At 38.5% G+C, this 25,864-nt stretch carries 21 protein-coding genes; all 21 read left to right on the forward strand.

What is annotated here, in order from left to right; all coding sequences use genetic code 11:
* Window positions 1-338: 338 nt before the first annotated feature.
* The 21 genes from U1P77_RS01590 to asnB all read left to right on the forward strand — a co-directional run bounded on the left by U1P77_RS01590 (window position 339) and on the right by asnB (window position 25,844).
* Window positions 339-1,412 carry a polysaccharide biosynthesis/export family protein gene (locus U1P77_RS01590; RefSeq protein WP_321155685.1) on the forward strand — a complete coding sequence of 358 codons (1,074 nt, stop codon included), beginning with the start codon at window positions 339-341 and terminating at the stop codon, window positions 1,410-1,412.
* A gap of 28 nt (window positions 1,413-1,440) precedes the next feature.
* Window positions 1,441-1,872, forward strand: coding sequence for a low molecular weight protein-tyrosine-phosphatase (locus tag U1P77_RS01595; RefSeq protein ID WP_321155686.1), 432 nt, complete (start codon window positions 1,441-1,443; stop codon window positions 1,870-1,872).
* A gap of 31 nt (window positions 1,873-1,903) precedes the next feature.
* Window positions 1,904-4,135 carry a polysaccharide biosynthesis tyrosine autokinase gene (locus tag U1P77_RS01600; protein ID WP_321155687.1) on the forward strand — a complete coding sequence of 744 codons (2,232 nt, stop codon included), beginning with the start codon at window positions 1,904-1,906 and terminating at the stop codon, window positions 4,133-4,135.
* A 72-nt stretch (window positions 4,136-4,207) separates the two neighbouring features.
* Window positions 4,208-5,485: a Vi polysaccharide biosynthesis UDP-N-acetylglucosamine C-6 dehydrogenase TviB gene (tviB, locus tag U1P77_RS01605; protein WP_321155688.1), complete on the forward strand. Its 1,278-nt coding sequence runs from the start codon at window positions 4,208-4,210 to the stop codon at window positions 5,483-5,485.
* Window positions 5,486-5,523: 38 nt separating this feature from the next.
* Complete coding sequence (locus U1P77_RS01610; RefSeq protein ID WP_321155689.1) at window positions 5,524-6,558, forward strand: NAD-dependent epimerase/dehydratase family protein; 1,035 nt, start codon at window positions 5,524-5,526, stop codon at window positions 6,556-6,558.
* Window positions 6,559-6,577: 19 nt separating this feature from the next.
* Complete coding sequence (locus tag U1P77_RS01615; RefSeq protein WP_321155690.1) at window positions 6,578-8,377, forward strand: ABC transporter ATP-binding protein; 1,800 nt, start codon at window positions 6,578-6,580, stop codon at window positions 8,375-8,377.
* A 45-nt stretch (window positions 8,378-8,422) separates the two neighbouring features.
* Entirely contained in the window at window positions 8,423-9,562 is a 1,140-nt protein-coding gene (locus U1P77_RS01620; protein ID WP_321155691.1) for a glycosyltransferase, read from the forward strand.
* 310 nt (window positions 9,563-9,872) lie between these two features.
* Complete coding sequence (locus U1P77_RS01625; RefSeq protein ID WP_321155692.1) at window positions 9,873-10,403, forward strand: acyltransferase; 531 nt, start codon at window positions 9,873-9,875, stop codon at window positions 10,401-10,403.
* Window positions 10,404-10,462: 59 nt separating this feature from the next.
* The gene (locus U1P77_RS01630; protein WP_321155693.1) at window positions 10,463-11,653 is read left to right on the forward strand and encodes a UDP-N-acetylglucosamine 4,6-dehydratase; all 1,191 of its coding nucleotides are present in this window, start codon (window positions 10,463-10,465) and stop codon (window positions 11,651-11,653) included.
* A 7-nt stretch (window positions 11,654-11,660) separates the two neighbouring features.
* Window positions 11,661-12,806 carry a LegC family aminotransferase gene (locus U1P77_RS01635; protein ID WP_321155694.1) on the forward strand — a complete coding sequence of 382 codons (1,146 nt, stop codon included), beginning with the start codon at window positions 11,661-11,663 and terminating at the stop codon, window positions 12,804-12,806.
* A 1-nt stretch (window position 12,807) separates the two neighbouring features.
* Window positions 12,808-13,956 carry a UDP-N-acetylglucosamine 2-epimerase gene (neuC, locus tag U1P77_RS01640; RefSeq protein ID WP_321155695.1) on the forward strand — a complete coding sequence of 383 codons (1,149 nt, stop codon included), beginning with the start codon at window positions 12,808-12,810 and terminating at the stop codon, window positions 13,954-13,956.
* Between the two features lie 2 nt (window positions 13,957-13,958).
* Entirely contained in the window at window positions 13,959-15,026 is a 1,068-nt protein-coding gene (neuB, locus tag U1P77_RS01645; RefSeq protein ID WP_321155696.1) for an N-acetylneuraminate synthase, read from the forward strand.
* Between the two features lie 30 nt (window positions 15,027-15,056).
* Window positions 15,057-15,971 (forward strand): methionyl-tRNA formyltransferase, encoded by a 915-nt coding sequence (locus tag U1P77_RS01650; RefSeq protein WP_321155697.1) that lies wholly within the window; start codon window positions 15,057-15,059, stop codon window positions 15,969-15,971.
* 30 nt (window positions 15,972-16,001) lie between these two features.
* Window positions 16,002-17,054 carry a nucleotidyltransferase family protein gene (locus U1P77_RS01655; RefSeq protein ID WP_321155698.1) on the forward strand — a complete coding sequence of 351 codons (1,053 nt, stop codon included), beginning with the start codon at window positions 16,002-16,004 and terminating at the stop codon, window positions 17,052-17,054.
* Window positions 17,051-17,749: a pseudaminic acid cytidylyltransferase gene (gene pseF, locus U1P77_RS01660; protein WP_321155699.1), complete on the forward strand. Its 699-nt coding sequence runs from the start codon at window positions 17,051-17,053 to the stop codon at window positions 17,747-17,749. Before U1P77_RS01655 ends, pseF begins: the two co-directional genes overlap by 4 nt.
* Window positions 17,746-18,780, forward strand: coding sequence for a hypothetical protein (locus U1P77_RS01665; RefSeq protein WP_321155700.1), 1,035 nt, complete (start codon window positions 17,746-17,748; stop codon window positions 18,778-18,780). The genes pseF and U1P77_RS01665 overlap by 4 nt, the downstream gene beginning before the upstream one ends.
* A 360-nt stretch (window positions 18,781-19,140) precedes the next feature.
* A complete protein-coding gene (locus U1P77_RS01670; protein WP_321155701.1) occupies window positions 19,141-20,094 on the forward strand; it encodes a glycosyltransferase family 2 protein in 954 nt (317 codons plus the stop codon).
* 318 nt (window positions 20,095-20,412) lie between these two features.
* The gene (locus U1P77_RS01675) at window positions 20,413-21,330 is read left to right on the forward strand and encodes a glycosyltransferase family 2 protein (RefSeq protein ID WP_321155702.1); all 918 of its coding nucleotides are present in this window, start codon (window positions 20,413-20,415) and stop codon (window positions 21,328-21,330) included.
* A gap of 350 nt (window positions 21,331-21,680) precedes the next feature.
* Window positions 21,681-22,745 (forward strand): glycosyltransferase family 4 protein, encoded by a 1,065-nt coding sequence (locus U1P77_RS01680; protein WP_321155703.1) that lies wholly within the window; start codon window positions 21,681-21,683, stop codon window positions 22,743-22,745.
* 10 nt (window positions 22,746-22,755) lie between these two features.
* The gene (locus U1P77_RS01685; protein ID WP_321155704.1) at window positions 22,756-23,886 is read left to right on the forward strand and encodes a glycosyltransferase; all 1,131 of its coding nucleotides are present in this window, start codon (window positions 22,756-22,758) and stop codon (window positions 23,884-23,886) included.
* Between the two features lie 2 nt (window positions 23,887-23,888).
* The gene (gene asnB, locus U1P77_RS01690) at window positions 23,889-25,844 is read left to right on the forward strand and encodes an asparagine synthase (glutamine-hydrolyzing) (RefSeq protein WP_321155705.1); all 1,956 of its coding nucleotides are present in this window, start codon (window positions 23,889-23,891) and stop codon (window positions 25,842-25,844) included.
* The last annotated feature ends 20 nt before the right edge of the window (window positions 25,845-25,864 follow it).

Raw genomic sequence — 25,864 nt, forward strand, 5'->3', positions numbered from 1 at the left:
TCCTGGAGTCGGTTAGGGTTACATTTCTCAATGTACGAATTTTGGTAAATTAATTTACAGCGGCTATTGTACGCTATTTGGCAGCATTTATACTAACTTGTTCTTTTTTTTGAGAAAAAGTAGCTATTAGGCATTAGGAGAGGTTATCAATTAGCATCTTCCTTAAGTACTAAACTATTTTATAGAGATAAATAATAACCCTTGATTAATTATTAACGACTTATGTTATGATGCGGATTATTTTTGCTACTAATGTAAAGCTAAGTTAATATTATAATGAGCTTACCCTTTATATTATAATATTTGCATTATCGTTGTGATTGATAAGGATTTCTCCTATGCGACAGTCAACCAAGCTATTAAGTGCAGCAGGTTTAATACTTAGCAGTCTGCTTTCTGGCTGTGCCACCACCACCATTAACTCTGGATTACAAGCTGGCGACTTGCCTCCCAGTGGTTCATTTGTTGCAGAGAATGGCATACAGTTTGACGTACAGCCGTTGAGTTTGGCAACACTGCCGCCTAAGCAAGTGGTTCAACCCAGTAGTGACTTAGCACGCCTAGTAAGAACCTCTACTCGAGTGGATTACCGCATTGCTCAAAGCGACATTCTCAATGTTGTCCTTGTGGACTATCCAAACATCAATGCCTCAACCTCGAGTCTAACAGTCGATCAGCAAGGCTTTGTTCAAATTCCTCTAATAGGTCGTATCAAAGCCAGCGGTATGAGTGTCCCGCAATTTACCGCAAATCTACGCGGGCAGTTGCAACGCTATCTAAAATATTCAGATCCCCAAGTAAAAGTTACCGACTATCGCGGCAATAAATTTATTGTTGATGGTGAAGTCAGTAAAATGGGCGAATTTAATATCACCGACGCCCCCGTGTCTCTTTATAGTGCCATTTCTATGGCAGGCGGGGTAACCGCTACTGGGGATTCAGACAACATCGTATTGAATCGTAAAGGGACCAGTTACAACATAAACCTATCCTCACTTCGGCAAATAGGCTCATCGGCCAATCAAATTTATGTACAAGATGGCGACTCAATCCACGTCAATACCCTAGACATTAATAAAGTATATGTCTTAGGTGAGTTTGGACAAGTCGCGCCTGTGCCTATCCTTGAGCAAGGATTGAATTTGGCTCAAGTATTGGGGGAGTCTGCCGGTCTGAACGCCAATACCGCCAACGCTGCCAAAGTATACATCGTTCGTGACCATCCCAGTTACCCGCGTACCAACATCTACTATGTGGACATGCAAACCATTACCAGCTTTCCATTAGCCAATCGTTTTGAGATGCGCCCCAATGACATTGTGTATGTTGATCCGACCGGCTTGACCCGTTGGAATCGTGTTCTTAGTTCGTTGTTACCCTCTTCGTCGGCAATTAGAAGTTTTGGTCTCTAGGTAGATACACATTAGGTAGATACGTATTATGAGTTTTAATAACATCTTAGTGGTCTGCGTGGGCAATATTTGTCGCAGTCCAATAGCGGCTGCACTCTTAATGAACCATTATCCACAAAAGCATATTGATTCTGCTGGTTTATCGGCCGTCGTCGGCCATGCTGCTGATTCAAAAGCGCAAGAGGTAATGACAGCCCGCAATATAGATATGTCTGACCATATCGCTAAGCAAATAAGCGAAGAGTTGGTCATGACAGCCGATCTAATATTTACGATGTCAGAGAGCCAAACCAAATGGATCGAAGATCGCTGGCCGCATTGCCGCGGTAAAACCTTTAGGATTGGTCATTGGATTGACAAAGATATTGCCGATCCTTATCAGCACGATAAATCAGCATTTGAGACTGCCGAAAAAGATATCGTTGATAGTCTTGAGCGGTGGACTGATAAAATCAGCTAAACGACTACCATTAAGTGATGAATATATAGTTATGAATACAGATGCGAATAACCTATCGAAGCCTGCGGCAGAAAACAATAATGATATTGATTTATTAGCTTTGTTATCGGTATTTTTACGTGGCTGGAAAACCATACTCTTTTTGGCTTTGTTGGGTGTGCTTATAGGTGTGCTATACAGCCGCTATGAGAATCCTACTTTTAAGTCAGATGCTCTGATACAGATTGAGGAGCAGTCACAAGGCGTTTCATCAGCACTAGGTTCAAGTAATCTGGTGTCGTCAAATTCTGGCCCGGCTCAGACAGAAGCACAGTTAATAAAGTCACGTATGGTACTAGAGCCAGTGGTTGACCTGTTACACTTAGGTATTCGGTTAAGTGATCCTACCGTCAACGGCTTAGATAGAATAAAAAGCAACCATACCAGTACTCAACTAAGTACCCCTAAAGGAGTACTGTTAGAGACTGAAGACGGCCGAGTGCAAGTCAGTCAATTTGAGGTCTCACAAGCATACTTGGATCGGTCTTTTACCTTAGTGAGATCCGGCTCTGATGCTGATGGGGGTTTTACACTTAGCAATGGCCTTGATGATTTTAAGGGACAACTGAACCAACCACATCGCTTTAGAGGCTCAAACGGTATCATTCAAATCACAGTGAATGACTTACCCGCTAGCAACCACCCTATCAATATTGCCAAACAGTCACTACAGAATACCACAGATGCTATAAACGGGGCTTTGACAGTAACGGAAATCGGTGGAGATACCGGTATTCTCCAGCTGTCACTGATTGGCTCGAATCAGCAACAAGTGAGTTTAATACTAAGGCAGATTATTGTGTCTTATATTGATCAAAACCAATCTCGAGGCTCTGAGGAAACCACCAAAACCATTAAGTTTATGGAAACCCAAATACCTTTATTAAAGCAAAAGCTGGAAGCTTCTGAAGCCGTCTTTAATAAGTTCCGTGAAGAGTCTGGCACCATCGATATTGGTCAAGAAGCAGGAATTTTAGTGGGACAAAGCGCTGAAATTGATTCTCAAGTTAATGAGCTCAAGCTTAAAAAAGCAGATTTGACCACTTACTATACCGAAGAGCATCCACTGGTCATTCAAATAAACGATCAAATTGAAGTCTTGAACAATAGGCAACAAGAAATAGAAGATAGAGTGGCAGATTTACCTGAGATACAAAGAGAGTTTCTAAAATTATCTGAAGATACGGGTATTAATAGAGAAATTTATCTCACCATGCTCAAAAATTATCAACAACTAAAAATTGTTAAAGCAGGTCAAATTGGTTACGCCCGTATTATTGACCTGCCTATCAGTACCTATCGGACTATCGCCCCTAAGAAGCAACGGATAGTAATGCTAGCGACATTATCGGGGCTAATGCTGGGAATATTGTTGGTATTCCTTAGAAGCTTGCTCAGAAACACGGTCAAGGACCCTGATCGTGTAGAAGCAAAAACAGGGATACCGGTGATTGCCACGATTCCGCGCTCACCATCGCTATCCCGGCTGTCAAAGAATAAAAAAGTGCCAAATCGACTGCTGGCTTATGCTGACCATAATAGCTTAAGCTATGAAGCCATAAAAAGTTTAAGAACACACTTGATGTTCGGCATGCCCACAGAAGGCAAGGCCGGCCAGCGTGCTAAGGTAATACTTATTTCAGGTGAAAGCCCAGGGGTAGGCAAATCATTTATCTCTGCCAACCTAACAGAGGTATTTGCCCAACTCGATAAAAAAGTCTTGATCATAGATGCAGACATGCGCCTAGGCGAGTTGCATAAGATGTTTAATATGGAGCAAAATAACGGGCTGGCAGATTATTTATCGCAGAGCAATGGTAGCGAGCAAGTAGATAACACATTAGCTACCTTTATCCATCCTACTACTATGGATCATATTGACCTTATGCCCAGAGGTCAGCAGCCACACAATCCAACCTCACTGCTAGCGGGTGATAAGTTTGGTGGCTTGATGGCGCAGCTGAATGCTCATTATGATTATATTATTATAGATTCTCCGCCTATTTTGTCGGCTTCAGATGCCGTGATACTGTCACAATATGCTGATAAAGTGCTGATGGTCACTCGATATAACAAATCGATAGAGGGACAGTTGGTTTACGCGATCAACCAATTGACCAAAGCACAGGTGCAAGTCGATGGTATTATCCTTAATGATGTACAACAAGGCGTTATGGATAAATATAGCTATCACTATAGTTATGCGTATGGCCATAATAAGTAGCTGTTGCATCGATTAGTAACTGTTACATTAATGGGTAATATTTTTCAACGGGACAGTATTTAAAAGGGCGCTATGACAAACATTAATAATATTAAGATAGCGGTGATTGGTCTTGGCTATGTGGGTCTACCGCTCGCTGTTGAGTTTGGTAAGCACCATTCAGTCATTGGTTTTGATATTAATACTAACCGTATCAATGAGTTAAAGTCAGGCACCGATCATACGCTAGAAGTCAGTAATGAAGAGCTAGCACAGGCCACACAGTTGAGCTATAGCTCGGATATTGCCGCGCTAAAAGACTGTAACTTTTTTATTGTCACGGTCCCGACGCCTATCGACGACTATAAGCAGCCCGACTTGACGCCATTAATAATGGCATCAAGGGCTATTGGTGGTTTGCTCAAAAAAGACGATATTGTGGTCTATGAATCAACCGTCTATCCTGGTGCCACTGAGGAAGTCTGTATCCCTGTATTAGAGCAAGTCTCTGGATTGATCTTTAATCAAGACTTTTATGCCGGCTACAGCCCTGAGCGTATCAACCCTGGTGACAAAGAGCACCGCGTTACTAATATTCTAAAAGTTACCGCAGGCTCTACTCCTGAAGTCGCAGACTTCGTTGATGAGGTATACAACTTAATTATTACCGCAGGTACCCACAAAGCACCAAGTATCAAAGTAGCAGAAGCGGCCAAAGTCATCGAAAATACCCAAAGAGATGTCAATATTGCGCTAATCAATGAGTTAGCGGTTATCTTTAATAAGATGAATATAGATACCGAAGCGGTACTAGAAGCCGCCGGTACCAAATGGAACTTCTTGCCATTTCGCCCAGGACTAGTGGGGGGGCACTGTATCGGGGTCGATCCTTATTATTTAACTCATAAAGCACAGGCCATCGGCTATAACCCAGAGATTATTCTCGCTGGACGTCGCTTGAATGACAGCATGGGTGAGTACGTGGTCACCCAATTAGTCAAGACCATGATCAAAAAACGTATTCAAGTCGAAGGCGCGAAGGTACTAATCCTGGGGCTTAGCTTTAAAGAAAACTGCCCAGATGTACGTAATACTAAAGTAATCGATATCGTGAATGAGTTACAAGAATATAATATTGAAGTCGATGTTTATGACCCTTGGGTGAATACGGCTGAAGCCCAGCGCGAATACAACATCACTCCTGTGAGTGAACCAGTAGTGAATGATTACGACGGCATCATCTTAGCCGTCGCCCATCACCAGTTTGTGCAAATGGGAATAGACAACATTCGTGCCCTTGGCAAAGACGAGCATGTCCTCTATGATCTAAAATATGTCTTTGCTAAAGATAAGACCGATATCCGACTATAAATATTGAGTTCATATGATAAGCAATTGGGAAAATAATAATGATACAGACACAGACAGCCTATGAACAAATTAAGCAAACACTGGCAAATGAGCCAAAAACCTGGCTGGTCACTGGGGTAGCCGGGTTTATAGGATCGAACTTACTCGAGACTTTACTACTGCTTAACCAAAAGGTAGTGGGTTTAGATAACTTCGCTACAGGCTTTCAGCATAATTTAGATGAAGTACAAAGTCTAGTGAGTGCGCAACAATGGCAGAATTTTACCTTTATAGAGGGCGATATTCGTAATCTTAAAGATTGCCAAGCGGCGTGTACCGGTGTGGACTATGTCTTGCATCAAGCGGCCTTAGGCTCGGTACCGCGCTCTATCGCTGATCCTATTGCTACTAATGAGACCAATATCTCCGGCTTTTTAAATATGCTAACGGCAGCCCGTGATGCCCAGGTATCAAGCTTCACCTATGCGGCCAGTAGTTCAACCTATGGTGACCATCCTGCGCTACCAAAAGTCGAGGACGCTATTGGCAACCCGCTATCGCCCTATGCAGTCACTAAGTACGTCAATGAGCTCTATGCCGATGTGTTTGCTCGCACTTATGACTTCAATACCATTGGTTTGCGTTATTTTAATGTGTTTGGCAAACGCCAAACCCCCGATGGTGCCTATGCCGCAGTGATTCCTAAGTGGACGGCTGCTATGATTCAGGATGATAAAGTATTTATCAATGGTGATGGTGACACCAGTCGTGATTTTAATTTTATTGAAAACGCGGTACAGGCCAATATTTTGGCAGCAACCGCAAATAGTGACGCTAAGAATCAAGTTTACAACGTGGCAGTCGGTGGACGTACGACGTTGAACACTTTATTTACCGCCTTAAAAGAAAGTCTAAGTAAAAATGGGGTGAGCTATAACCAAGAGCCTGTCTATCAAGACTTTCGTGCTGGCGATGTGCGCCACAGCCAAGCAGACATTAGCAAAATTCAAACCCGATTGGGTTATGATCCGCAGTTTGATATTATCCAAGGCATTGAGAAATCAATGCCTTGGTATGTACAGTCTTTAGCTTAATTTTGATAGTGGGATTTATATGTTTAAGATGATTAGGCAGCTTTTCTCATTGCTTTCCCCTCGGCAAGTAAAGCAGTTTTATATCTTGCAAGTGCTGGTAGTGGTCATGGCTTTTACTGAGTTGTTGGGTATTGCCTCTATAGCGCCCTTTATGGCTCTAGTCGGTGATATTTCTATACTAGAAAAAAGTAATGTCTTTGCAGAATTGTATCAAATGTCTGGCTTAACAGATCCTATGGATTTTGTGTTTTATACCGGTCTACTGGTACTGGTAGCTTTAACAGTTTCTACCCTAGTGTCTATGTTTACAATCTGGAAGTTATCACTCTATGGCGCTAGTGTAGGGATTGAAATTGCGGATCGTCTTTATGCTTATTATATGCAAGAGGACTGGCAGTTTCATGCCAGTGGTAGTAGTGCCCAATTGACTAAGCAAGTATCTACAGAAGCGATGCGCATAACGGGTGGAATAATACAGCCACTGATGCAAATGAATGCCAAAGTGGTTTTAGCGGTCCTTATAGCTGTCAGTATCTTAATTTATAACCCGGTTATAGCGATAGTTGGTTTATTAATATTTGCCATGGCCTATTTTTTACTTTATAAGCTGGTCCGTAACAAGCTAGTCTCCAATGGTCAAAAGATATCTCAAGTCTCTACTGCTCGCTTTAGGTTAATGAACGAAGGCTTTGGTGGCATTAAAGATGTCTTGCTGCTTAATCGTAGCCATGACTTTGTCAAACGTTTTGAAGAAAGTGGCACCATTTATGCTCGCGCGTTAGGATTAAATGCCGGTATAAGTCAAGTGCCGCGCTATTTTATGGAGCTGATAGCTTTTGGTAGCATGATTGGATTAGTACTACTACTGATTCAATGGCATGACGGCAATCTAGGGGCGGTACTGCCAATTTTAGCCGTTTACGCTCTAGCGGCATTCAAATTACTGCCTGCTTTACAGCAAATTTATTCTAGCGTGGCACAAATTAAAGGAAATATAGCGGCGTTTGAAGCGGTCAAAGAAGACCTAGAACAGTCTCTTGATCATAAAAACTCTGTTACTGAAGCAACCATACCCATACGTAAAGATCTAAAGGAAAAAATTACTTTAAGCGATATTAAGTTTGGTTATCCTGGCAAACCAAAACCTGCTGTCAATGGGGTCACTATGACTATTCCTGCTAATAGCGTGGTCGGTTTAGTAGGATCGACTGGTTCTGGAAAGTCTACCTTAATAGACTTATTACTTGGTTTGCTAACGCCACAAAGTGGTCAGTTAACTATAGATGATACTTGCATTACTACTGAAAATAAACGCGCTTGGCAGAACACATTAGGCTTCGTCCCGCAAAGTATTTTCTTAAGTGAAGGCACTATTGCTGAAAATATTGCTTTTGGTTTACCTGCCGCAGACATCGATATAGAGCAAGTAAACAAAACACTCAAACTTGCTCATCTAACAGAGCTGGTTGAACAGCTTCCGGATGGCGTAAACACAAAAGTAGGCGAGCGAGGGGTACAGCTGTCTGGTGGCCAACGTCAGCGTATTGGTATTGCGCGAGCACTTTACCATGAAGCAAAGGTCCTGGTGTTTGATGAAGCAACCAGTGCCTTAGATGGCATTACAGAAAAAATAATCATGGATGCTATACATGACTTTAGCGGTCAAAAGACTATAATCATGATCGCTCATCGTCTGAAGACTGTACAGAAATGTGACATTATTTATTTAATGGATCAAGGAAAAATAGTGGATCAAGGCACATATAAAGAACTGGTAGAAAAGAACTCTCAGTTTAAAGAAATGGCGGAGCATGCTTAATCTTGAAAGACTTTGCGTATAACCAAAATGACTAATGAGATAGAAATGGCGCATATATTTAAAGAACCAACTGAGAGTGCAAAAGGAATCATAGTTTTTACGCATAAGGAGTTTTCTTCCTTTAGTAAACGCTTGAAGGTAAGCAAGTCAGATTTATTTAGGCCGTCTAAATTATTAAAAAAGCAATTATCCAGTCTTTCTCTTAAACATAAGTTTGAAAGTAAATTAGAAGATATAAGTAAGAACTATTACATAGGAGTACATTGGGGCTCTTACTCAAAGGATATCTATTCTCCTAAGTGGGTAGATTTTCATATGACAGCTAAAGGAACAACAACATTTGTTAATCATTCATATATTATACCTTTAAATTCAGCTAACTTTACTCCTAGAGTTATGAAGAACGAAAACGAAAAAAAGTATTGGGACATAATATGTGTTGCCAAAAATGATAATAAAAAAAATTATCCGCAATTAATGAAGGCAGTAAGAAGGATTTATGATTCAGGTTATAATTATAAAATTTTATTTATCATTGCTTCAAATATAAATGAAGCAAAAAATAGCTATTATACTAATATTCTCGATGATTACTATAAGCTCTTTACAGCAAAAGAAAGAGAAAACTTCACAATTATAAAAACACATCCAGAAACGGGCTTTCAAGGCTTTTCATATACCTTTTTGTCTCATCTTTATAACCAGTCTAAAGTATTTACAATATTTTCACAAAGAGAAGGAGAATGTCGTGTCATAAAAGAAGCTCAGCTTTGTGGTTTACCTATTGTCGTTAAGTCAGATTTAGAAGGTGGTGGGCGAGATTATTTAAATAGTAAAAACTCTGTTTACTTCGATAACTACGAAAAAGCACATGAGGCTTTAATTTATACAGTAAAAAACTATAGTGATTTTAGGATTGAAACTACTATTTTGGAACAAGAAATTGGTGAGATGGCTTCCATATTAAAACTGCATAGTTCCTTTAATATATTGTATGAAAAAAATAGTGAAGTTTATGATGAGATTCTATTTAATACTGATAACTTAAACAGAAGATTACCTGCACATTATTTCGATGAGTCAATATCTTGGGCTAGCGAAAATAACTTTAGGTTCTCTACAGCAGATATAGTAAGTAGCAAAATGTTTAGTGATTTCTGCAGTGAGTTAAAATCGGAGTCTTAAATGAAATTTGAGTTTGTATGTCTGAACGTAACATTGAATAGAAAAGAGTTTTCAGTTAAGAGAGCAGAAGAAGGATTTCTAAGCCAGAAAGATGTGGATGTTGTTAACAATAATCTCATTAAGAAATGCTATTGAGTCTCTAGAATTCAATGAATTCTCTAAATTTTTAACTCAATGGAATGAGAAATCTTTTAGTACTTTAGAGGGACACTGGAATAGTTTTTTATAGACTTAATTTTGTTGTTAGTTCTATGATTTTTTATACTACCCTATTTCCTAGCTAAATTGACAGAATACTTTGGAGACCAACATGATTTATTTTTTAAAATTATTTAAAAGAAAGGTACAAAAGGTACAAAGAAAAGTACAGCGAAACACACGTATTTACGTGGTAAAAAAAAGATGTGGTAGTTATGTAGATCGTGTCCAAGTAGGAGGAGTTACCGAATTAACTAAAAATACATTTTTAGGTGATAATGTAAACTTTAATGGATTAATAGTTAGTGGTGGTGGACGTGTGGTTATAGGTGATAATTTTCACTCTGGTCCTGATTGTCTATTCATATGCCAAAATCATAATTTTGATAAAGGTGAAGCAATTCCATATGACTCTACTTATATTCTTAGAGATATTACAATTGAAGATAATGTTTGGCTTGGTAGTCGAGTGATCATATTAGGAGGCGTCACTATAGGTGAAGGAGCTATCATTCAGGCGGGTAGTACCGTTGTTTCAGATATACCTAAGTATGCAATTGCTGGAGGGCATCCAGCTAAATGCTTTAGTGAAAGAAATATTGAACATTATGAAAAATTAAAAGCTGAAGGAAAGTTTCATTAATTTAACTAAATACTTTGAACGTATACTGAACTAGTTCTTTTGTTCTCAGCGAGTGTTTTATGACTTCTATTTTAAATTTAATCGGTAGAGAAAAAGAGCTCTTTACTACTGATATTAGTAATAACTCAGAAGCTCTTGCAGAAATCGTTTCTAGCTCGAAGTTCCTAGTGTTAGGCGGTGCTGGATCTATTGGGCAAGCAGTCGTCAAAGAAATATTTAAGCGTAATCCGCAAAAGCTTCATGTTGTGGACATCAGTGAAAATAATTTAGTTGAGTTGGTACGTGATATTCGCAGTTCTTTTGGTTATATCAATGGCGATTTTCAAACCTTTGCCTTAGATATTGGTTCTATTGAATATGATGCGTTTTTTAAGGCCGATGGTCAGTTCGACTATGTGCTTAATTTGTCTGCCTTAAAGCATGTGCGTAGCGAAAAAGATCCTTATACCTTGATGCGTATGATTGATGTAAATATCTTTAATACGGATAAAACATTACAGCAGAGTATTGATAAAGGTGTTAAAAAGTATTTTTGTGTATCAACAGATAAAGCCGCTAATCCAGTCAACATGATGGGGGCATCCAAACGTATTATGGAAATGTTCTTAATGCGACGTAGTTTGGAAATTAATATTTCTACTGCACGTTTTGCCAATGTTGCTTTCTCTGATGGATCGTTATTACATGGTTTTAATCAACGTTTAGAAAAGCGGCAACCTATTGTCGCGCCTAATGACATCAAACGTTATTTCGTTACCCCGCAAGAGTCTGGCGAGTTGTGTTTGATGTCATGTATTTTTGGAGAAAATCGTGATATTTTCTTCCCTAAGCTCAGTGAAAGTTTACATCTAATTTCGTTCGCTGATATTGCGGTTAAGTATCTCGTACAAAAAGGTTTTGAGCCGGTGTTATGTGAGAGTGAAGATGAGGCACGTGAGTTAGCTAAAACTCTGCCCGAGCAAGGCAAGTGGCCTTGCCTATTCACTGGTAGCGATACCACTGGCGAAAAAGACTTTGAAGAGTTTTTTACTGATGCAGAAACACTTGATATGCAGCGTTTCAGTAATCTGGGTGTGATTAAAAATGAGCCGGTATTTAATGCTGATTTGCTAGCAGAATTTGAAGCCAGTATTGGTTTAATGAAAGATAATTTAGCTTGGGATAAAGACGCTATTGTTGAGCTTTTCTTTAAAATGATCCCTGATTTCGGTCACAAAGAAACAGGTAAGTATCTTGACGGTAAGATGTGAGGTAAAAATGCAAACACAGTTAATCAAGTTGGTCAGAGATATTTATGCTACTAATGAATTTATTCCGCTGCATGCGCCAACTTTTTCAGGTAACGAGCAGGCATATTTAGCCGAGACTATTTCTAGTACTTTTGTATCGAGTGTTGGTAAATTTGTTGATGAGTTTGAGCAAAAAATTCAGGATTTCACCCACACCACACGCGCTATTGCTACTGTCAATGGCACTGCTGCATTGCATAGCGCTTTGCATTTGGCGGGTGTAAAGGCAGGTGATTTAGTACTGACGCAGGCTTTAACCTTCGTAGCAACTTGCAATGCATTGCATCATATGGGCGCTAAACCAGTATTTATTGATATAGAACCAAAAGCTTTTGGCTTGTGCCCTAAAGCGACCTCTGTATGGTTGTTTGAGAATGCAGTATTGGACGTTGATGGCCAGTGTCGTCATAAAGAAAGTGGCGCTGCTATAAAAGCGATTATGCCCATGCACACCTTTGGTCACCCAGTACAGATTGATGAGCTATTAACAATTTGCCAAGAGTGGAACTTAACTCTAATTGAAGATGCAGCTGAAAGCTTAGGTTCTTATTATAAGAATCAGCACACAGGTACTTTAGGACGCTTTGGCGCATTAAGTTTTAATGGCAACAAAGTCATTACTACTGGTGGTGGCGGTATGCTGTTGTGCCGTGAGCAAGATGATGGCGTTAGAGCCAAACATATTACCACTACTGCTAAAACACCCCACCCTTATGAGTTCTACCATGATGAAGCAGGGTTTAATTACCGAATGCCCAATCTTAATGCGGCTTTAGGCTGTGCACAAATGGAGCAGCTTGAGGCCAAGCTTGCAAGTAAGCGAGTTATTGCTGAGCGCTACGCTGATTTTTTCGAGGGTAGTGATTATCTGTTTGTGAAAGAGCCAGAATATGCGCGTTCCAATTATTGGTTAAACGCGATAGTTTGCCCTGATTTAAAAACACGTAATGCTTTGTTAGAAACTACCAATGCACAAGGTGTTATGACACGCCCCGTTTGGCAATTGATGCATCGATTGCCGATGTTTGCCAATGCTTTACGTGGTGATCTTACTCATTCTGAGTATGCAGAAGCTAGATTGGTTAATTTGCCTAGCGCTCCTGTAGGAATTTAATATGAGAAAAATTGCAGTATTTACCGGAACACGAGCAGAATACGGTTTGTTATATTGGCTATTAAAAGACATACAAGCAGACCCCACGTTAGAGTTACAGTTACTTGTATCGGCTATGCATTTGTCACCCGAGTTCGGCATGACCTACCAACAAATCGAAGCGGATGGTTTTGTTATAACCGAAAAAGTGGAAATGTTGCTTTCTTCAGATTCTGCAGTAGGTACTGCTAAAAGCATTGGTTTGGGTGTGATTGGTTTTGCAGATGCATTAGCACGTATGCAACCGGATGTATTGGTTATTTTGGGTGACCGTTTTGAAGCGTTAGCCGTTGCTCAGGCTGCTATGATTTTACGTATCCCTATTGCTCATATTCATGGTGGGGAAATAACCGAAGGGGCGTATGATGACGCCATTCGTCATGCTATTACCAAGCTGAGCCTATTGCATTTTACATCAACTGAAACGCATCGGAATCGTGTGATTCAATTAGGAGAATCCCCTAACCGTGTACATAATGTTGGGGCGGTAGGACTGGATCACTTACAACGCAGTAACTTGATGTCGATTGATGAATTAGCAAGTTCCTTAAATTTTAAGCTTGAGCAGCCTTACCTCTTAGTTACCTATCATCCAGTAACCTTGGCTTCTGAACCCGCTAAAGCGTCTTTTTTAAATTTATTAGCGGCACTTGACCAATTTCCAGAGCTGCAAATTATATTGACTTACCCGAACGCTGATGATGGTGGCAGGGAGATTATTCCTGTTCTAGAAGCGTATGCGAAAAAACAGCCACAACGTGTATTGGCAATACCTTCTTTAGGCCAGTTGCGCTACTTAAGTGCCGTAAAACATGCGGCAGCTGTTATGGGTAACTCTTCTAGTGGCATTATTGAAGTCCCTTCTTTTAAAGTACCAACGGTTAATATTGGCGAAAGACAGCGTGGGCGCTTAGCTGCTAATAGCGTTTTTCCTTGTACAGCTGATACGGATGCTATCGTTACCACGCTTAAAACAGCATTAGATGCTGATCTCAGTCAAGTAGTGAATCCTTATGGCAAAGGTGATGCAAGTGGCACAATTTTAGAGCATCTAAAGCTTGCCAAATTAACCGAAATAAAGACATTTTATGATCTTCAAGGAGTTACCTGATCATGGTAAAAATTATTGCTGAAGCGGGTGTTAACCATAATGGTAGTAAAGATTTGGCTTTTAAACTGGTTGATGCCGCCCATGCAGCGGGTGTTGATATTGTAAAGTTCCAAACCTTTAAAGCTAAAAATCTAGTAACCAAAAGTGCTGAGCAGGCGGAATATCAAACACGCAACACAGGTGTTGCTGAATCACAATTTGAGATGCTAAGTCGACTTGAACTGGATTATGAAACCCATCAAGAATTGATCGCTTATTGTGCTGAGCTTGGTATTGAATTTCTTTCCACCGCTTTTGATATAGAGAGCTTGCAGTTTTTAGTAAACGATTTGAAATTAAAGACCCTAAAAATTCCATCAGGTGAATTGACGAATGCGCCTTTTGTATTGGATCATGCACGAACAGGCTGTGATCTGATTGTCTCGACAGGCATGGCCAGTTTAGCTGAAGTTGAAGCTACTTTAGGTGTTATTGCATTTGGTTTGACTACTACAGACGGCTCAAAGCCTAGTGAGCAAAATTTTGCAGCAGCCTATATTAGTGAGGCAGGTCAAGCCGCACTTAAGTCTAAAGTGACACTATTACATTGTACGACTGAATATCCGGCACCTATCAATGAAATTAATCTTAATGCTATGCAGACTTTGGCGTCAGCTTTTAAACTGACGGTTGGTTATTCGGATCACAGTGCCGGTATTACCATTCCTATAGCGGCTACCGCTTTAGGCGCTCAGTTAATCGAAAAGCACTTTACCTTAGATAAAACGCTACCTGGCCCTGATCATAAAGCATCATTAGAACCTGATGAATTAATTGCTATGGTGAAAGCTATTCGTGATGTTGAGCAAGCCTTAGGTAATGGTGTTAAAGGCCCACAACCTTCAGAGATAAAGAATAAGCCAATAGCACGTAAAAGTCTTGTAGCTGCTAAAAACATTAAATATGGTGATTTATTTAGTTCAGAAAACTTAACAACAAAAAGACCTGGCACTGGATTGAATCCAATGAAGTATTGGGATCTACTAGGCCAGTCTTCTTTGCAAGATTATAAAGAAGACGAAATTATTTAAGCTTAAATAATATTAAATTTGGGTGTTTATATGAAAGTAGGATATTTTGCAGATGGGCCTTGGTCGCACGAAGCTATAGAATTGCTAGTCGATAAAGTAGATTTAGTTTTCATTGTCCCGAGATATGATACCCAAGATCCAGTTCTAAAAGAATGGGCTGAAAAGCTTGGTATACCATATTATCCAGTTGCTAATGTAAATACTAAAGAGTTTATAGAGTGGTTAAACTCTTTTGATGCTGACTTGTTTATATCAATGTCGTTTAATCAAATACTGAAGAAAGAAATACTTAAAGCTTCAAAAAAAGGATTCATAAATTGTCATGCGGGCGCTCTACCTTTCTATAGAGGTAGAAATCCTTTAAATTGGGTTTTGATTAATGGTGAGAAAGAATTTGGTATCACAGTTCACTATATTGATGAAGGGATAGATACTGGAGACATAATCTTACAGAAAAAATATGAAATAAAAAATCATGATAATTACTCTACTTTATTAGATAAAGCTATAAAAGAATGTGCTTTATTATTAGCAGAATCAGTAGAATTGATAGAAAAAAATAGTGATAAAGTGATAATCCAATCATCTATACATCCAGTTGGCACATATTATGGAAGACGAATAATAGGTGATGAACTGATTGATTTTTCATGGAGTGCAAAAAGACTATTTAATTTTGTGAGAGCTATAACACTACCAGGCCCTGGTGCAAGATGTAATAGTCCACAGGGAGAAATAGCGGTTCTAGAATGTGAGTTGATTGAAGGTGCACCTACATATATAGCCACTGAAGGTGAAGTTGTTGGTATAAAAGATAGTGGTGTGGTTGTGAAAGTAGGTGACAGCACTATCTTAATAACAAAATATGCAGAAATTAATAACGAAGAACTGAAGATAGTAAAAAAGCCGTCTTTTAAAATTGGTACAAGACTGCGTGGTAAGTAAAATTTATAATAAACACCATAAGGCTTATAAATGAATGATTGGAAAGGTGTTATTTTAGCGCCTAGCGCGACAATTCGTGATGCAATGCGCACCATTGATGAAGCAGCACTACGTATTGCACTGGTTTGTAATGAGCAGCAAACCTTGCTCGGGACGGTGACCGATGGTGATATCCGTCGTGGTCTATTAGCAGAATGTGATATGCACGATCCTATTACTCAAGTAATGAATACAAACCCCGTTGTCATAAAATTAACTGACACGCGGCAACAACGTATAGCGCTTATGGATAAGCATGATTTGTTGGCTTTACCTGTCACCGACGATAATAACTGCTTAGTTGGATTAGAGACCTTGCATCAAGTTTTACAACCAAAAAAACGTGACAACCCAGTATTTATTATGGCGGGTGGTTTTGGTACACGCTTACGTCCTCTAACGGATCATTGTCCTAAGCCTATGCTACGTGTGGGTGATAAGCCGATGCTAGAACATTTAATTGATCAGTTCATTGCATTTGGTTTCCACGATTTCTATATTTCTACTCACTATATGCCAGAGCAAATTAGTGATCATTTCGGTGACGGTAGTGAGTGGAACGTAACGGTTACTTATATTCATGAAGAGGCACCATTAGGTACTGGAGGCGCTTTAGGCTTGTTACCAAAAAACCTACCTAAGCTGCCACTAATAATGATGAATGGTGACGTGTTAACTAAAGTAGATTTTAAGCGTTTGCTGGATTGTCATGAGCTAAACCAGTTTGATGCCACTATGTGTGTACGGGAATTAGAACATAAAATATCTTTTGGTGTAGTAGAAAGCGAGGACGATTTAATTACTGCAATGGTTGAAAAGCCAACCTATCGTTATAATATTAACACAGGTATATACGTCTTAAGTCCTGAATGTGTAGCCTCTGTTAAGCCAAATATTAAGATAGATTTACCTACTTTGCTTGCCCAGAGAATGGATCAAGAAGAGAAAATTGGTATTTATACTAGCTACGATTATTGGTTAGATATTGGACAAATGGCTGATTATCAAAAAGCGCAGCAAGATATTAAAGGTCTGCTTTTATGAATATAGCTATTATTCCTGCTCGTGGTGGTAGTAAGCGTTTACCAGGTAAAAATATAAAGCTCTTAGCAGATAAGCCTTTGATTGCGTGGACCATCGAAGCCGCATTAGAAAGTAATATTTTTGACCATGTATTCGTAAGCACTGATAGTGATGAAATTGCACAAGTGTCTAAAGAGTTTGGCGCTGAGGTTCCATTTCTAAGACCAGCAGAGATTGCTACAGACAACGCTACAACTAATGATGTAGTAACTCATTTGGTCGAATGGTTCGAAAAAGAGCATAACAAAGAGGTGACTACGATAGCGATTCTTCAGCCTACCTCACCGCTACGAAATGCTCAGCACATAAAAGAAGCAATGCAGTTGATGAAAGACAAAGCTGCGAAAGCAGTGGTTTCAGTTTGTGAACTCGAGTACCCTATCCAGTTTTGTAACCAGCTAGATGCTAACGGCTCAATGAACGGATTTATAAAGAAAAGTGATATGAAGCGAACACAAGATCTTGAACCTTACTATAGATTAAATGGTGCTCTATATTTTTTCTCTCGAGATTATGTGAATAAATTAAGTGAACTTTATAGTGAGGGTACTTACTCATACGTAATGAACTCGCGGACATCAGTAGATATTGATACAGAAGATGACTTCAATTTGGCTACATATTATATAATTCAAATAAATGAGAAACTATCTTGAATAACCTTTATATTGTTGAATCTCCATTGCAGGTACTATGTGCACTTGAAGTTTCATTAGGAAAGAAAGATGAAGTTCATAATATAATAGTTAGAACATCTGGTGGAGTCAATATCAGAAACGATGACCAAATACTAAATTTAGTTAATAAGTTTAGTTGGAACTCTAAAACCATAATTAATAATAAACCGAATCCTGGACGTTATTCTATTCATTTTGAAAATAAATCTCTCCTTGCTGATATAGCAAATAAATATAAGGGTAAAATAAAAAATTTATATATTGGAGAGTTTCGTTCTTCTTTTATGCATATGGCTAGAGTAGCGGTTGAAGCACCAAATGTTACTTTGCTTGACGATGGTGCAGTAAGTGTGAGAATTATTAATAACTATATAAATAAAGGTTGTTATTGTCCTTTCAGCTCTTTTTGTCCTGAAAATAAATTTAAAAAATTAGTTTATAAACTAATTTATAGAAAATATATTAATACTGATATCTTAAATAAAAGAATTAATGTATTAACAGCTTTTTCTAATCAAGAAAGTAATAATATAGAAAAATTAGTATTTAGTAACATTAAAAAACTACTTAAAAAAGAAAGATATATTGATAGTTCTTTAGTTTACTATTATGGATCCAAATACAGCGAAGTGGGAATTATTAGTCAGGATTACGAGCTTCTATTCTTAAAAAGAATAAAAAATTTTTATGATTTCAAAAATAAAAAAATTATTTATTTTGCACATAGAGAAGAATCGGAGGAAAAGTTAGATTTATTTTCTAAAGAATTAGATATTAAAGTTATTACTTCAGGCACTATGGCTGAATTATATTTACTGGAAAGTAAAGTCTTACCAGTTGAGATTTCTGGTGCATACACAAGTATTTTAAATAACGTAAAAGTTATTTTTCCTGAAATTTCTTTACGGAGTTTTAAGCTAAAACCAGAGCAAGTTGGCTATAAATGGCGTAAAGACATTGGTTTGGTATATGATTACTATCAAAAATTGAATATACCTATAGAGGAATGATATATGGATTCTTTTTCAGCTGAATAAAAAATAGGGTAATCATTATGATTAATTAAAAATAGTCTATTCGTTATTATAACTCTACTTGTTAAACTGAATGAGAAAATCAAGAGGACAGTTTTTACTGAATATTTAATGGCTACTAATAATAAAAGAAAGACTATTATAGACTCAGTAACTCATTTTAATTTAGCCTCTTAAAAAACTTCACTGCTTTTAGTATACTTGAGGCAAGCTATAATATTTTTGTTTAGTGTTATGAGTTTAAAGGTACTTATATCTTTGATACAGTTCCATCCATTTAAACTCTTTCAATATAACTTAAGGTGCAAACTTTACAAAGCTAGAGGAGCGTAGACATTGGAAAATGTATCAGTAGTGATACCCAGTTATAGATCAGAAAAACTAATTTCTAGAACTATATTGTCAATTCTAGATTCTGGGGTACTTTCTAGTAACATATTTGTTATAGAGGATGGAGTCTTCGATAATACTGGAGATGTATTAAGAAAAATATCTGGAATTAATCATATTTCATATAAACAAAATAAAGGTGCTCCCTATGCTAGAAACTTAGGGTTAAGTAAAGTTGAGACAAAATATGTAATGTTCATAGACTCCGATGATTTTGTTTCTGAATCGCTAATTATAGGTTTAGTCAATTCAGCAGAAAAAGATAATGCTGATATGGCATTTGGACCATGGAGGCTGAATGGTGATAGCATTCCTCAAGGTGAGTTATGTCAACCTCCAAATTTAAGTACTAGTGATTGGGTTTTGCACTGGATAAATAGTGAATACGTGCCTACATGTAGTGTTTTATGGAAAACAGAGAAAGTAGTAGAAATAGGAAGGTGGGACGAAAAGCTAAGGAAGAACCAAGATGGGGAGTTAGCAGTCAGAGGACTAATGAGCACGACCAACTTATCAATAAGCACACAAGGTTATAGTACTTATTGGCAACATAATTCTGAGTTTAGAGTAACTAATGCTTCTATTGAAGATAAACTATTCGCTTCAAATTTAGTATACACCAATGTACTAAATTGGATTAATACTGATAAAGCTTTAAAAAAATATAGTATTGAGTTGGGGCTTTACTGTTGTAAAACTGCTTGGATAGCTCAAGCTAAAAACTTAGAGACAGTATCTAATGAGTGGCTTTTAAGAGCAGAAAATTTAGGCTATAAAAGTAAAGGCTATGGTAATAAAACGAAATACCTATCAGCTTTATTTGGTTTCCGTTATGCTGTTTCTATCCATTCTAAGTTGAAGGGTAGTTATTCCGCTTTAAAACGGATTCATAGAGCATAGATTTAACTCTCTTAAAAGACACTATAAACTAAACTCTTATTACAAATAATCATAGCGTATTTTCACTGATTTTTTAAAAGTTATTTTCAGCTATAAATATTCGCAGAAAAATTTTATAACTATTTCGGTTATTGTTGAAAAAACTTTATTTATATAAAAAATTAATTTTAATGATTGGTAAATTAAATGATTGTGCTGAAATAAAATATATTAAGTAAAATAACTTATTGAAAGAAATTAATTACTTAGATTTATTGATAGTTTTATATCTCGATATATCACAGTGTGGAATAGGTATGTTATTTACAGGAACGAACAATGAGTATTTTAAAGTCTGATACAACAGTTATCATAACGACATATAATGATAGCGTAACAGATTTACGCTGTGCATTAAAATCAACAATCAATCAGAGTCTACCTCCAGAACAAATTTTAGTTGTAGACGATGGATCTGATACTAATACAGCTGAGAAGGTTGTATTGACTGAACAAATTGCCTCTATTGTGCCAATAACACTTTTAGTAAAAAAAAATGGAGGTCCATCATCAGCCAGAAATTATGGTTTACAGCGCTGCTCTACAAGTTATGTAACGTTTCTTGATTCCGATGATGAAATGCTTGAGTCAAATATTCAAACAAAAGAGAGCTGCTTAAGTTCGCTAGGAGATGATTATTTTGGAGTGTATGGAACATACATAAAAAATCCAGGTGGATTGCATGAATATATCGATCTTGACGGCTTATTAGATACAGATTTAGTCGAAAAAACAAAGGGTATTCCAGGTGGTGTTCCTACCTATTTATTTCGTACGAAATATCTGACTGATATAGGTGGATTTGATGAGTGCCTATCTAATAATGAAGATTTTGATCTGATTATTAGGCTTGCAAAAAAGGGTCTGAAGATCAAGGGCAGTCTCGGGGCGGGATTTATTCGTAATTTTAGATACGGCTCTGTTAGTAGAAATAGTAAATATTTTGAAACATATACAGAAGTAAATAAGTTTTTGGTTAAAGCTGAAATTAATAATTATTTCTCGAAAAATGAGTTGGCAGAACGTAAAAAAGGTAACGAAACTTGGCTTGGTCGTAAGCTACTAATGAAGAGTGGTCTACGCAAGCAGGGGTTGATTCATCTTAATAATGGTTTCGATTATTCAAACCCTAAAAGTGTTAATCAGTATATTGCATTTATTCTTGCTCGAAGTAGTCGCATTATTTTTAAGCTTTGAAATTTTAAATAGGCAGGGTTAAAATATTTTATACTAATTGAAAGTATTTCTATAAGTAATCACTATTATATGACTAAGTGTTCATTACTTAACATAAATGTGATGATACATTTATAGTGATGGAAAGCTTACGTATTTTTATTTTACTAGCTGCTTCAGGGTTTTGATTAAAACATATAAGGTAATAGTATCAATTTCAAATATTATTTAGTAAAAACTCTTATTTTAAGTAATCAATATCACTATAATATTTTTAGAGTTGTACTCTAACATCGAGGAGATCTTAAGTTTACTCGGTTTCAAAATTAAGCTATTAGTATTTTAATGAATCTAATTAAGAGGCTGTATTGATGATATGTATTTACTCTCCTAGTGAGAAAATTTGGGGTGGTGGTCAAATTTATATAGAAGGCTTATGTCGCTATATGAATGAAAAAGGCCTGCCAACTATTATCGCAACCTCAGAGCCTGATACATTCTCTTGCCCCACGATAACGATGAACTCGGTCGCTTCAAAAGCCAAGCGATTGTCTAGCTCGCTAAAACTTACAAAGACTCTTAAGCATTCTGGCATTAAAGTTATTGTACTTAATGACCTCTCTTCGCTATGGTTAGCGCCAGTATTTCGATTACAGGGATTTAAAGTAGTATCTCTTCTACATTTGTATTTACAGAAGAAAAATGCAGCTGGACTGGGGCATAGTGATGCTGAATATCATCTGTTAAGGTTCTCTAGCCGTTTTTGTGACAAAGTATTTAGTGTGAATAAAGAGAACCTACAGGCACTTCCGGTCGAAGTAGAGTTTGTGGGTAACTTTATATCACCTTGGTTTTTTGGTAAATCTAAAGCATCTAAACTATATGATTTAGGGATTATCTCTAGGCTTTCTAAAGAAAAAAATATCCTACTTTTCGTTGATTTAATAAGTAGGCTTAGCTCTCAAAGTGCTGAACCAATCAAAGCTCTGATATTAGGTCGTGGCGAAGAAAAAGCTACTATTATAAAAGCGATTCAGCAAGCAGGGCTACAAGATACTATAGATCTGCAAGATTGGGCGGATAGAAAAGAACTACCAAAAATATATGACAGTATCAAATGCTTTGCGATTACCAGTCATCATGAAGGGTTTGCCACTACCTTACTCGAAGCACATGCTCGCGGTGTGCCAGCCATTACTACTAAAAGTGCTGGATTTTGTGCTGAGTTTGTTGAAGGCTTTGGTTCTGCGACAGGTATCTCTTTTAGTCCTGAAGACATAGATTCATCAGACTTCCAACAAAGCGTACTGTCATTGATTGATCATGCAGAAGACTATTACGATGCCTGTGTTGATAAAGCGTCACTATTCGATGAAGATAGGGTGTTAGGACAAATCAGTACAGGTATTGAATCACTGATAAGTAAAAAACTATAAGGTAAGCCAAGTGAAAGTATTGATGGTGATAACTGGTTTAGGCATGGGTGGCGCAGAAAAAGTCGTGACAAGTTTAGCTGATCAGCTTGTAGAAAAAGGGCACGAGGTGATTATTGCTTATATGACCGGAGAAGCGTTGGTTACCCCTAAGAACAGTAGTATCAATCTGATAAGTTTAGAAGTTAACTCAGCTAAAGACCTATATAGCGCATACTTCAAATTACGTAAATTAATTAATAAGTTCAAACCTGATGCAGTACATAGTCATCTGGTACATGCTAACATTCTTTGTCGCACCCTTCGTCTGACTACAGCTATGCCTAGGTTAATTAGTAGTGCTCACAACACTGATGAAGAAGGATGGACAAGATTTTTGGCTTATCGTTTAACGGATAAACTTACTGATATCTCTACTAACGTTAGTGATGAGGCCGTTGACGCTTTTATTGAGCAAAAAGCAGTGCGTCCGGGAAGAATGCTAACTTTACATAATGGTATTTCTACTACTGAGTTTGTATTCTCTGAAAAGGCAAGAAGTGAAATTCGTGCAGAGTTAGGTATTGTTGACGGTCAACAGTTGATCCTAGCAGTCGGCAGACTGAGTGAGCAAAAGGATTACCCTAATCTCTTATCGGCTATATCGATTCTCTCTGAAAGTCAGCAAAATATTAAGGTTGCTATAGCGGGTCAAGGACCTTTGTTAAATGAGTTAGAAGAGAGAGTAAATACTTTAGGTATAGAGGATAAAATTTGCTTTCTAGGCGTGAGAGAAGATATTCCACGCTTGATGTCTGCTGCTGATGTTTTTGTACTGTCTTCAGCATGGGAAGGTTTTGGGTTGGTTGTAGCTGAGGCGATGGCTTGTGAGCGTATTGTAGTTGCTACCGACTGCGGTGGCGTAAAAGAAGTGGTGGGAGATGCAGGCTTTCTTGTGCCACCAAAGGATTCTGTAGCGCTTGCTACTGCATTGCAACAAGCTTTGACAGTGAGTTCTGATGAGCGTCTACAATTAGGCAAAAAAGCACGTCATAGGGTTTTGCAACATTATTCATTGGATATGGCTACTGACAAATGGTTGCGTCTTTACTCGGCACCAATAGGCAAGTTGGCAACTTCTTTGAATAACGATATAAAGGCATAGTTATGTGTGGTGTAAACGGTTTTTTTAATGCGCATACAAGTGTACCTGCGCCTAGCGTAATAGCTCAAATGAATACGGCTATCGATCATCGTGGGCCAGATGCTGGTGATGCTTGGTTAGATGAAAATATTGGCTTGGTTCTTGGTCATCAGCGTTTGGCTATACTAGACCTTTCGCCTGCGGGTGCGCAACCGATGCATTCTGCCTGCGGTCGGTATGTGCTGGCATTTAATGGTGAGATCTATAACCATCTACAGTTGCGAGAGCAACTAATGAGTGAAGGTCATTCACCCGCTTGGCGTGGTCACTCAGATACAGAGACTATGCTTGCCGGTTTTGTAGCTTGGGGAATAGAAAAGACCTTACAGGCTATGGTAGGAATGTTTGCTATTGTACTGTGGGATCGTAAACAGAAAGTTTTGACCTTAGCAAAAGACCGAATGGGTGAAAAGCCATTATATTGGGGTTGGCAGGGCCAAAGCCTATATTTTAGCTCTGAGTTAAAAGGGCTCAAAGCCCATCCAGCTTTTAAAGCGGATATCAATCGCGATGCGATAACCCTATTATTGCGACATAACTGCATTCCTGCCCCTTATAGTATTTATCAAGGTATTGAAAAACTGCGTCCTGGGCACTGGCTACAACTGCCTTTAGCAGATATAGAAAAAGCCAAAATGGCACGGCCACAAGCGTACTGGCGCTTTAACGATATCGTTGAAGCCGGTTTGGCAGATCCGTTTACAGGCAGTCCAGAGCAGGCTGTGGATGCTTTAGAGTCTGCGCTGATGAAAAGCATCGGTGGACAGATGCAGTCTGATGTGCCACTTGGTGCTTTTTTAAGTGGCGGTATAGACAGCAGTGCAGTAGTAGCCTTGATGCAAGCGCAAAGTTCTCGCCCAGTAAAGACCTTTACCATAGGCTTTGATGATGCAGGTTATAACGAAGCCACTCATGCAAAGGCGGTGGCCAAGCATATTGGTACTGAGCATACTGAACTATATATCCGCCCTGAAGATGCTTTATCGGTAATACCTAAGTTGTCATCTATATACTGCGAGCCATTTTCAGACAGCTCGCAAATTCCGACCTTTTTAGTGAATCAGATGGCGCGTCAGCACGTGACCGTGGCACTAAGCGGTGATGGTGGTGATGAGCTATTTGGGGGTTATAACCGCTATCTTATGGCTCAGCAGGTTTGGAGCAAGAGTCGTAAGTTGCCTAGACCACTACGGCAATTAGCAGCAGCTGGTCTGACTGCTTTGTCACCAAAGAGCTGGGACTCACTATTTAATACGCTTAGCCCCGTTGTGCCTGAAAGCTTGCAATTACGTACTCCGGGAGATAAAGCACATAAGTTAGCGGGTGTCCTTAATATTGATAGCGAGCAAGATTTTTATCAGAGACTGACCAGTCATTGGCAGGATCCAGCCCAATTGGTTATTGGCGCGCAAGAGCCAACAACTTTAATCAGTGACTCAGGTTGCTGGCCGCAAACAGACAGCTTTCAGCACGCCATGATGGCTATGGATGCGCAAACTTATATGACTGACGATATTCTGGTAAAAGTTGATCGAGCGGCTATGGCAAATAGCTTAGAGGCAAGAGTACCAATGCTTGATCATCGTATTGCTGAATTAGCTTGGCGTATGCCGTTAGATTATAAAATACGTAATGGCGAAGGCAAGTGGTTGCTTAAACAAGTATTATTTCGTCATGTGCCCCGTGAACTGATTGAGCGTCCTAAGATGGGCTTTGGTGTACCCTTGCATGACTGGTTGCGTGGTCCGTTACGTGATTGGGCTGAAGCATTATTGGATGAGAACCTTTTGCAGCAGCAAGGTTATTTTCACCCAGCGCCAATACGTGCAATATGGAACGAACATCTTAGTGGAGTATGCAACCATCAGCATCGGTTGTGGGACATACTTATGTTTCAGGCTTGGCTTGAAACCCAATAAATTATATGAAATAGAGCGGT

The sequence above is a fragment of the Psychrobacter sp. LV10R520-6 genome (assembly GCF_900182925.1).
Classification (GTDB): Bacteria; Pseudomonadota; Gammaproteobacteria; order Pseudomonadales; family Moraxellaceae; genus Psychrobacter.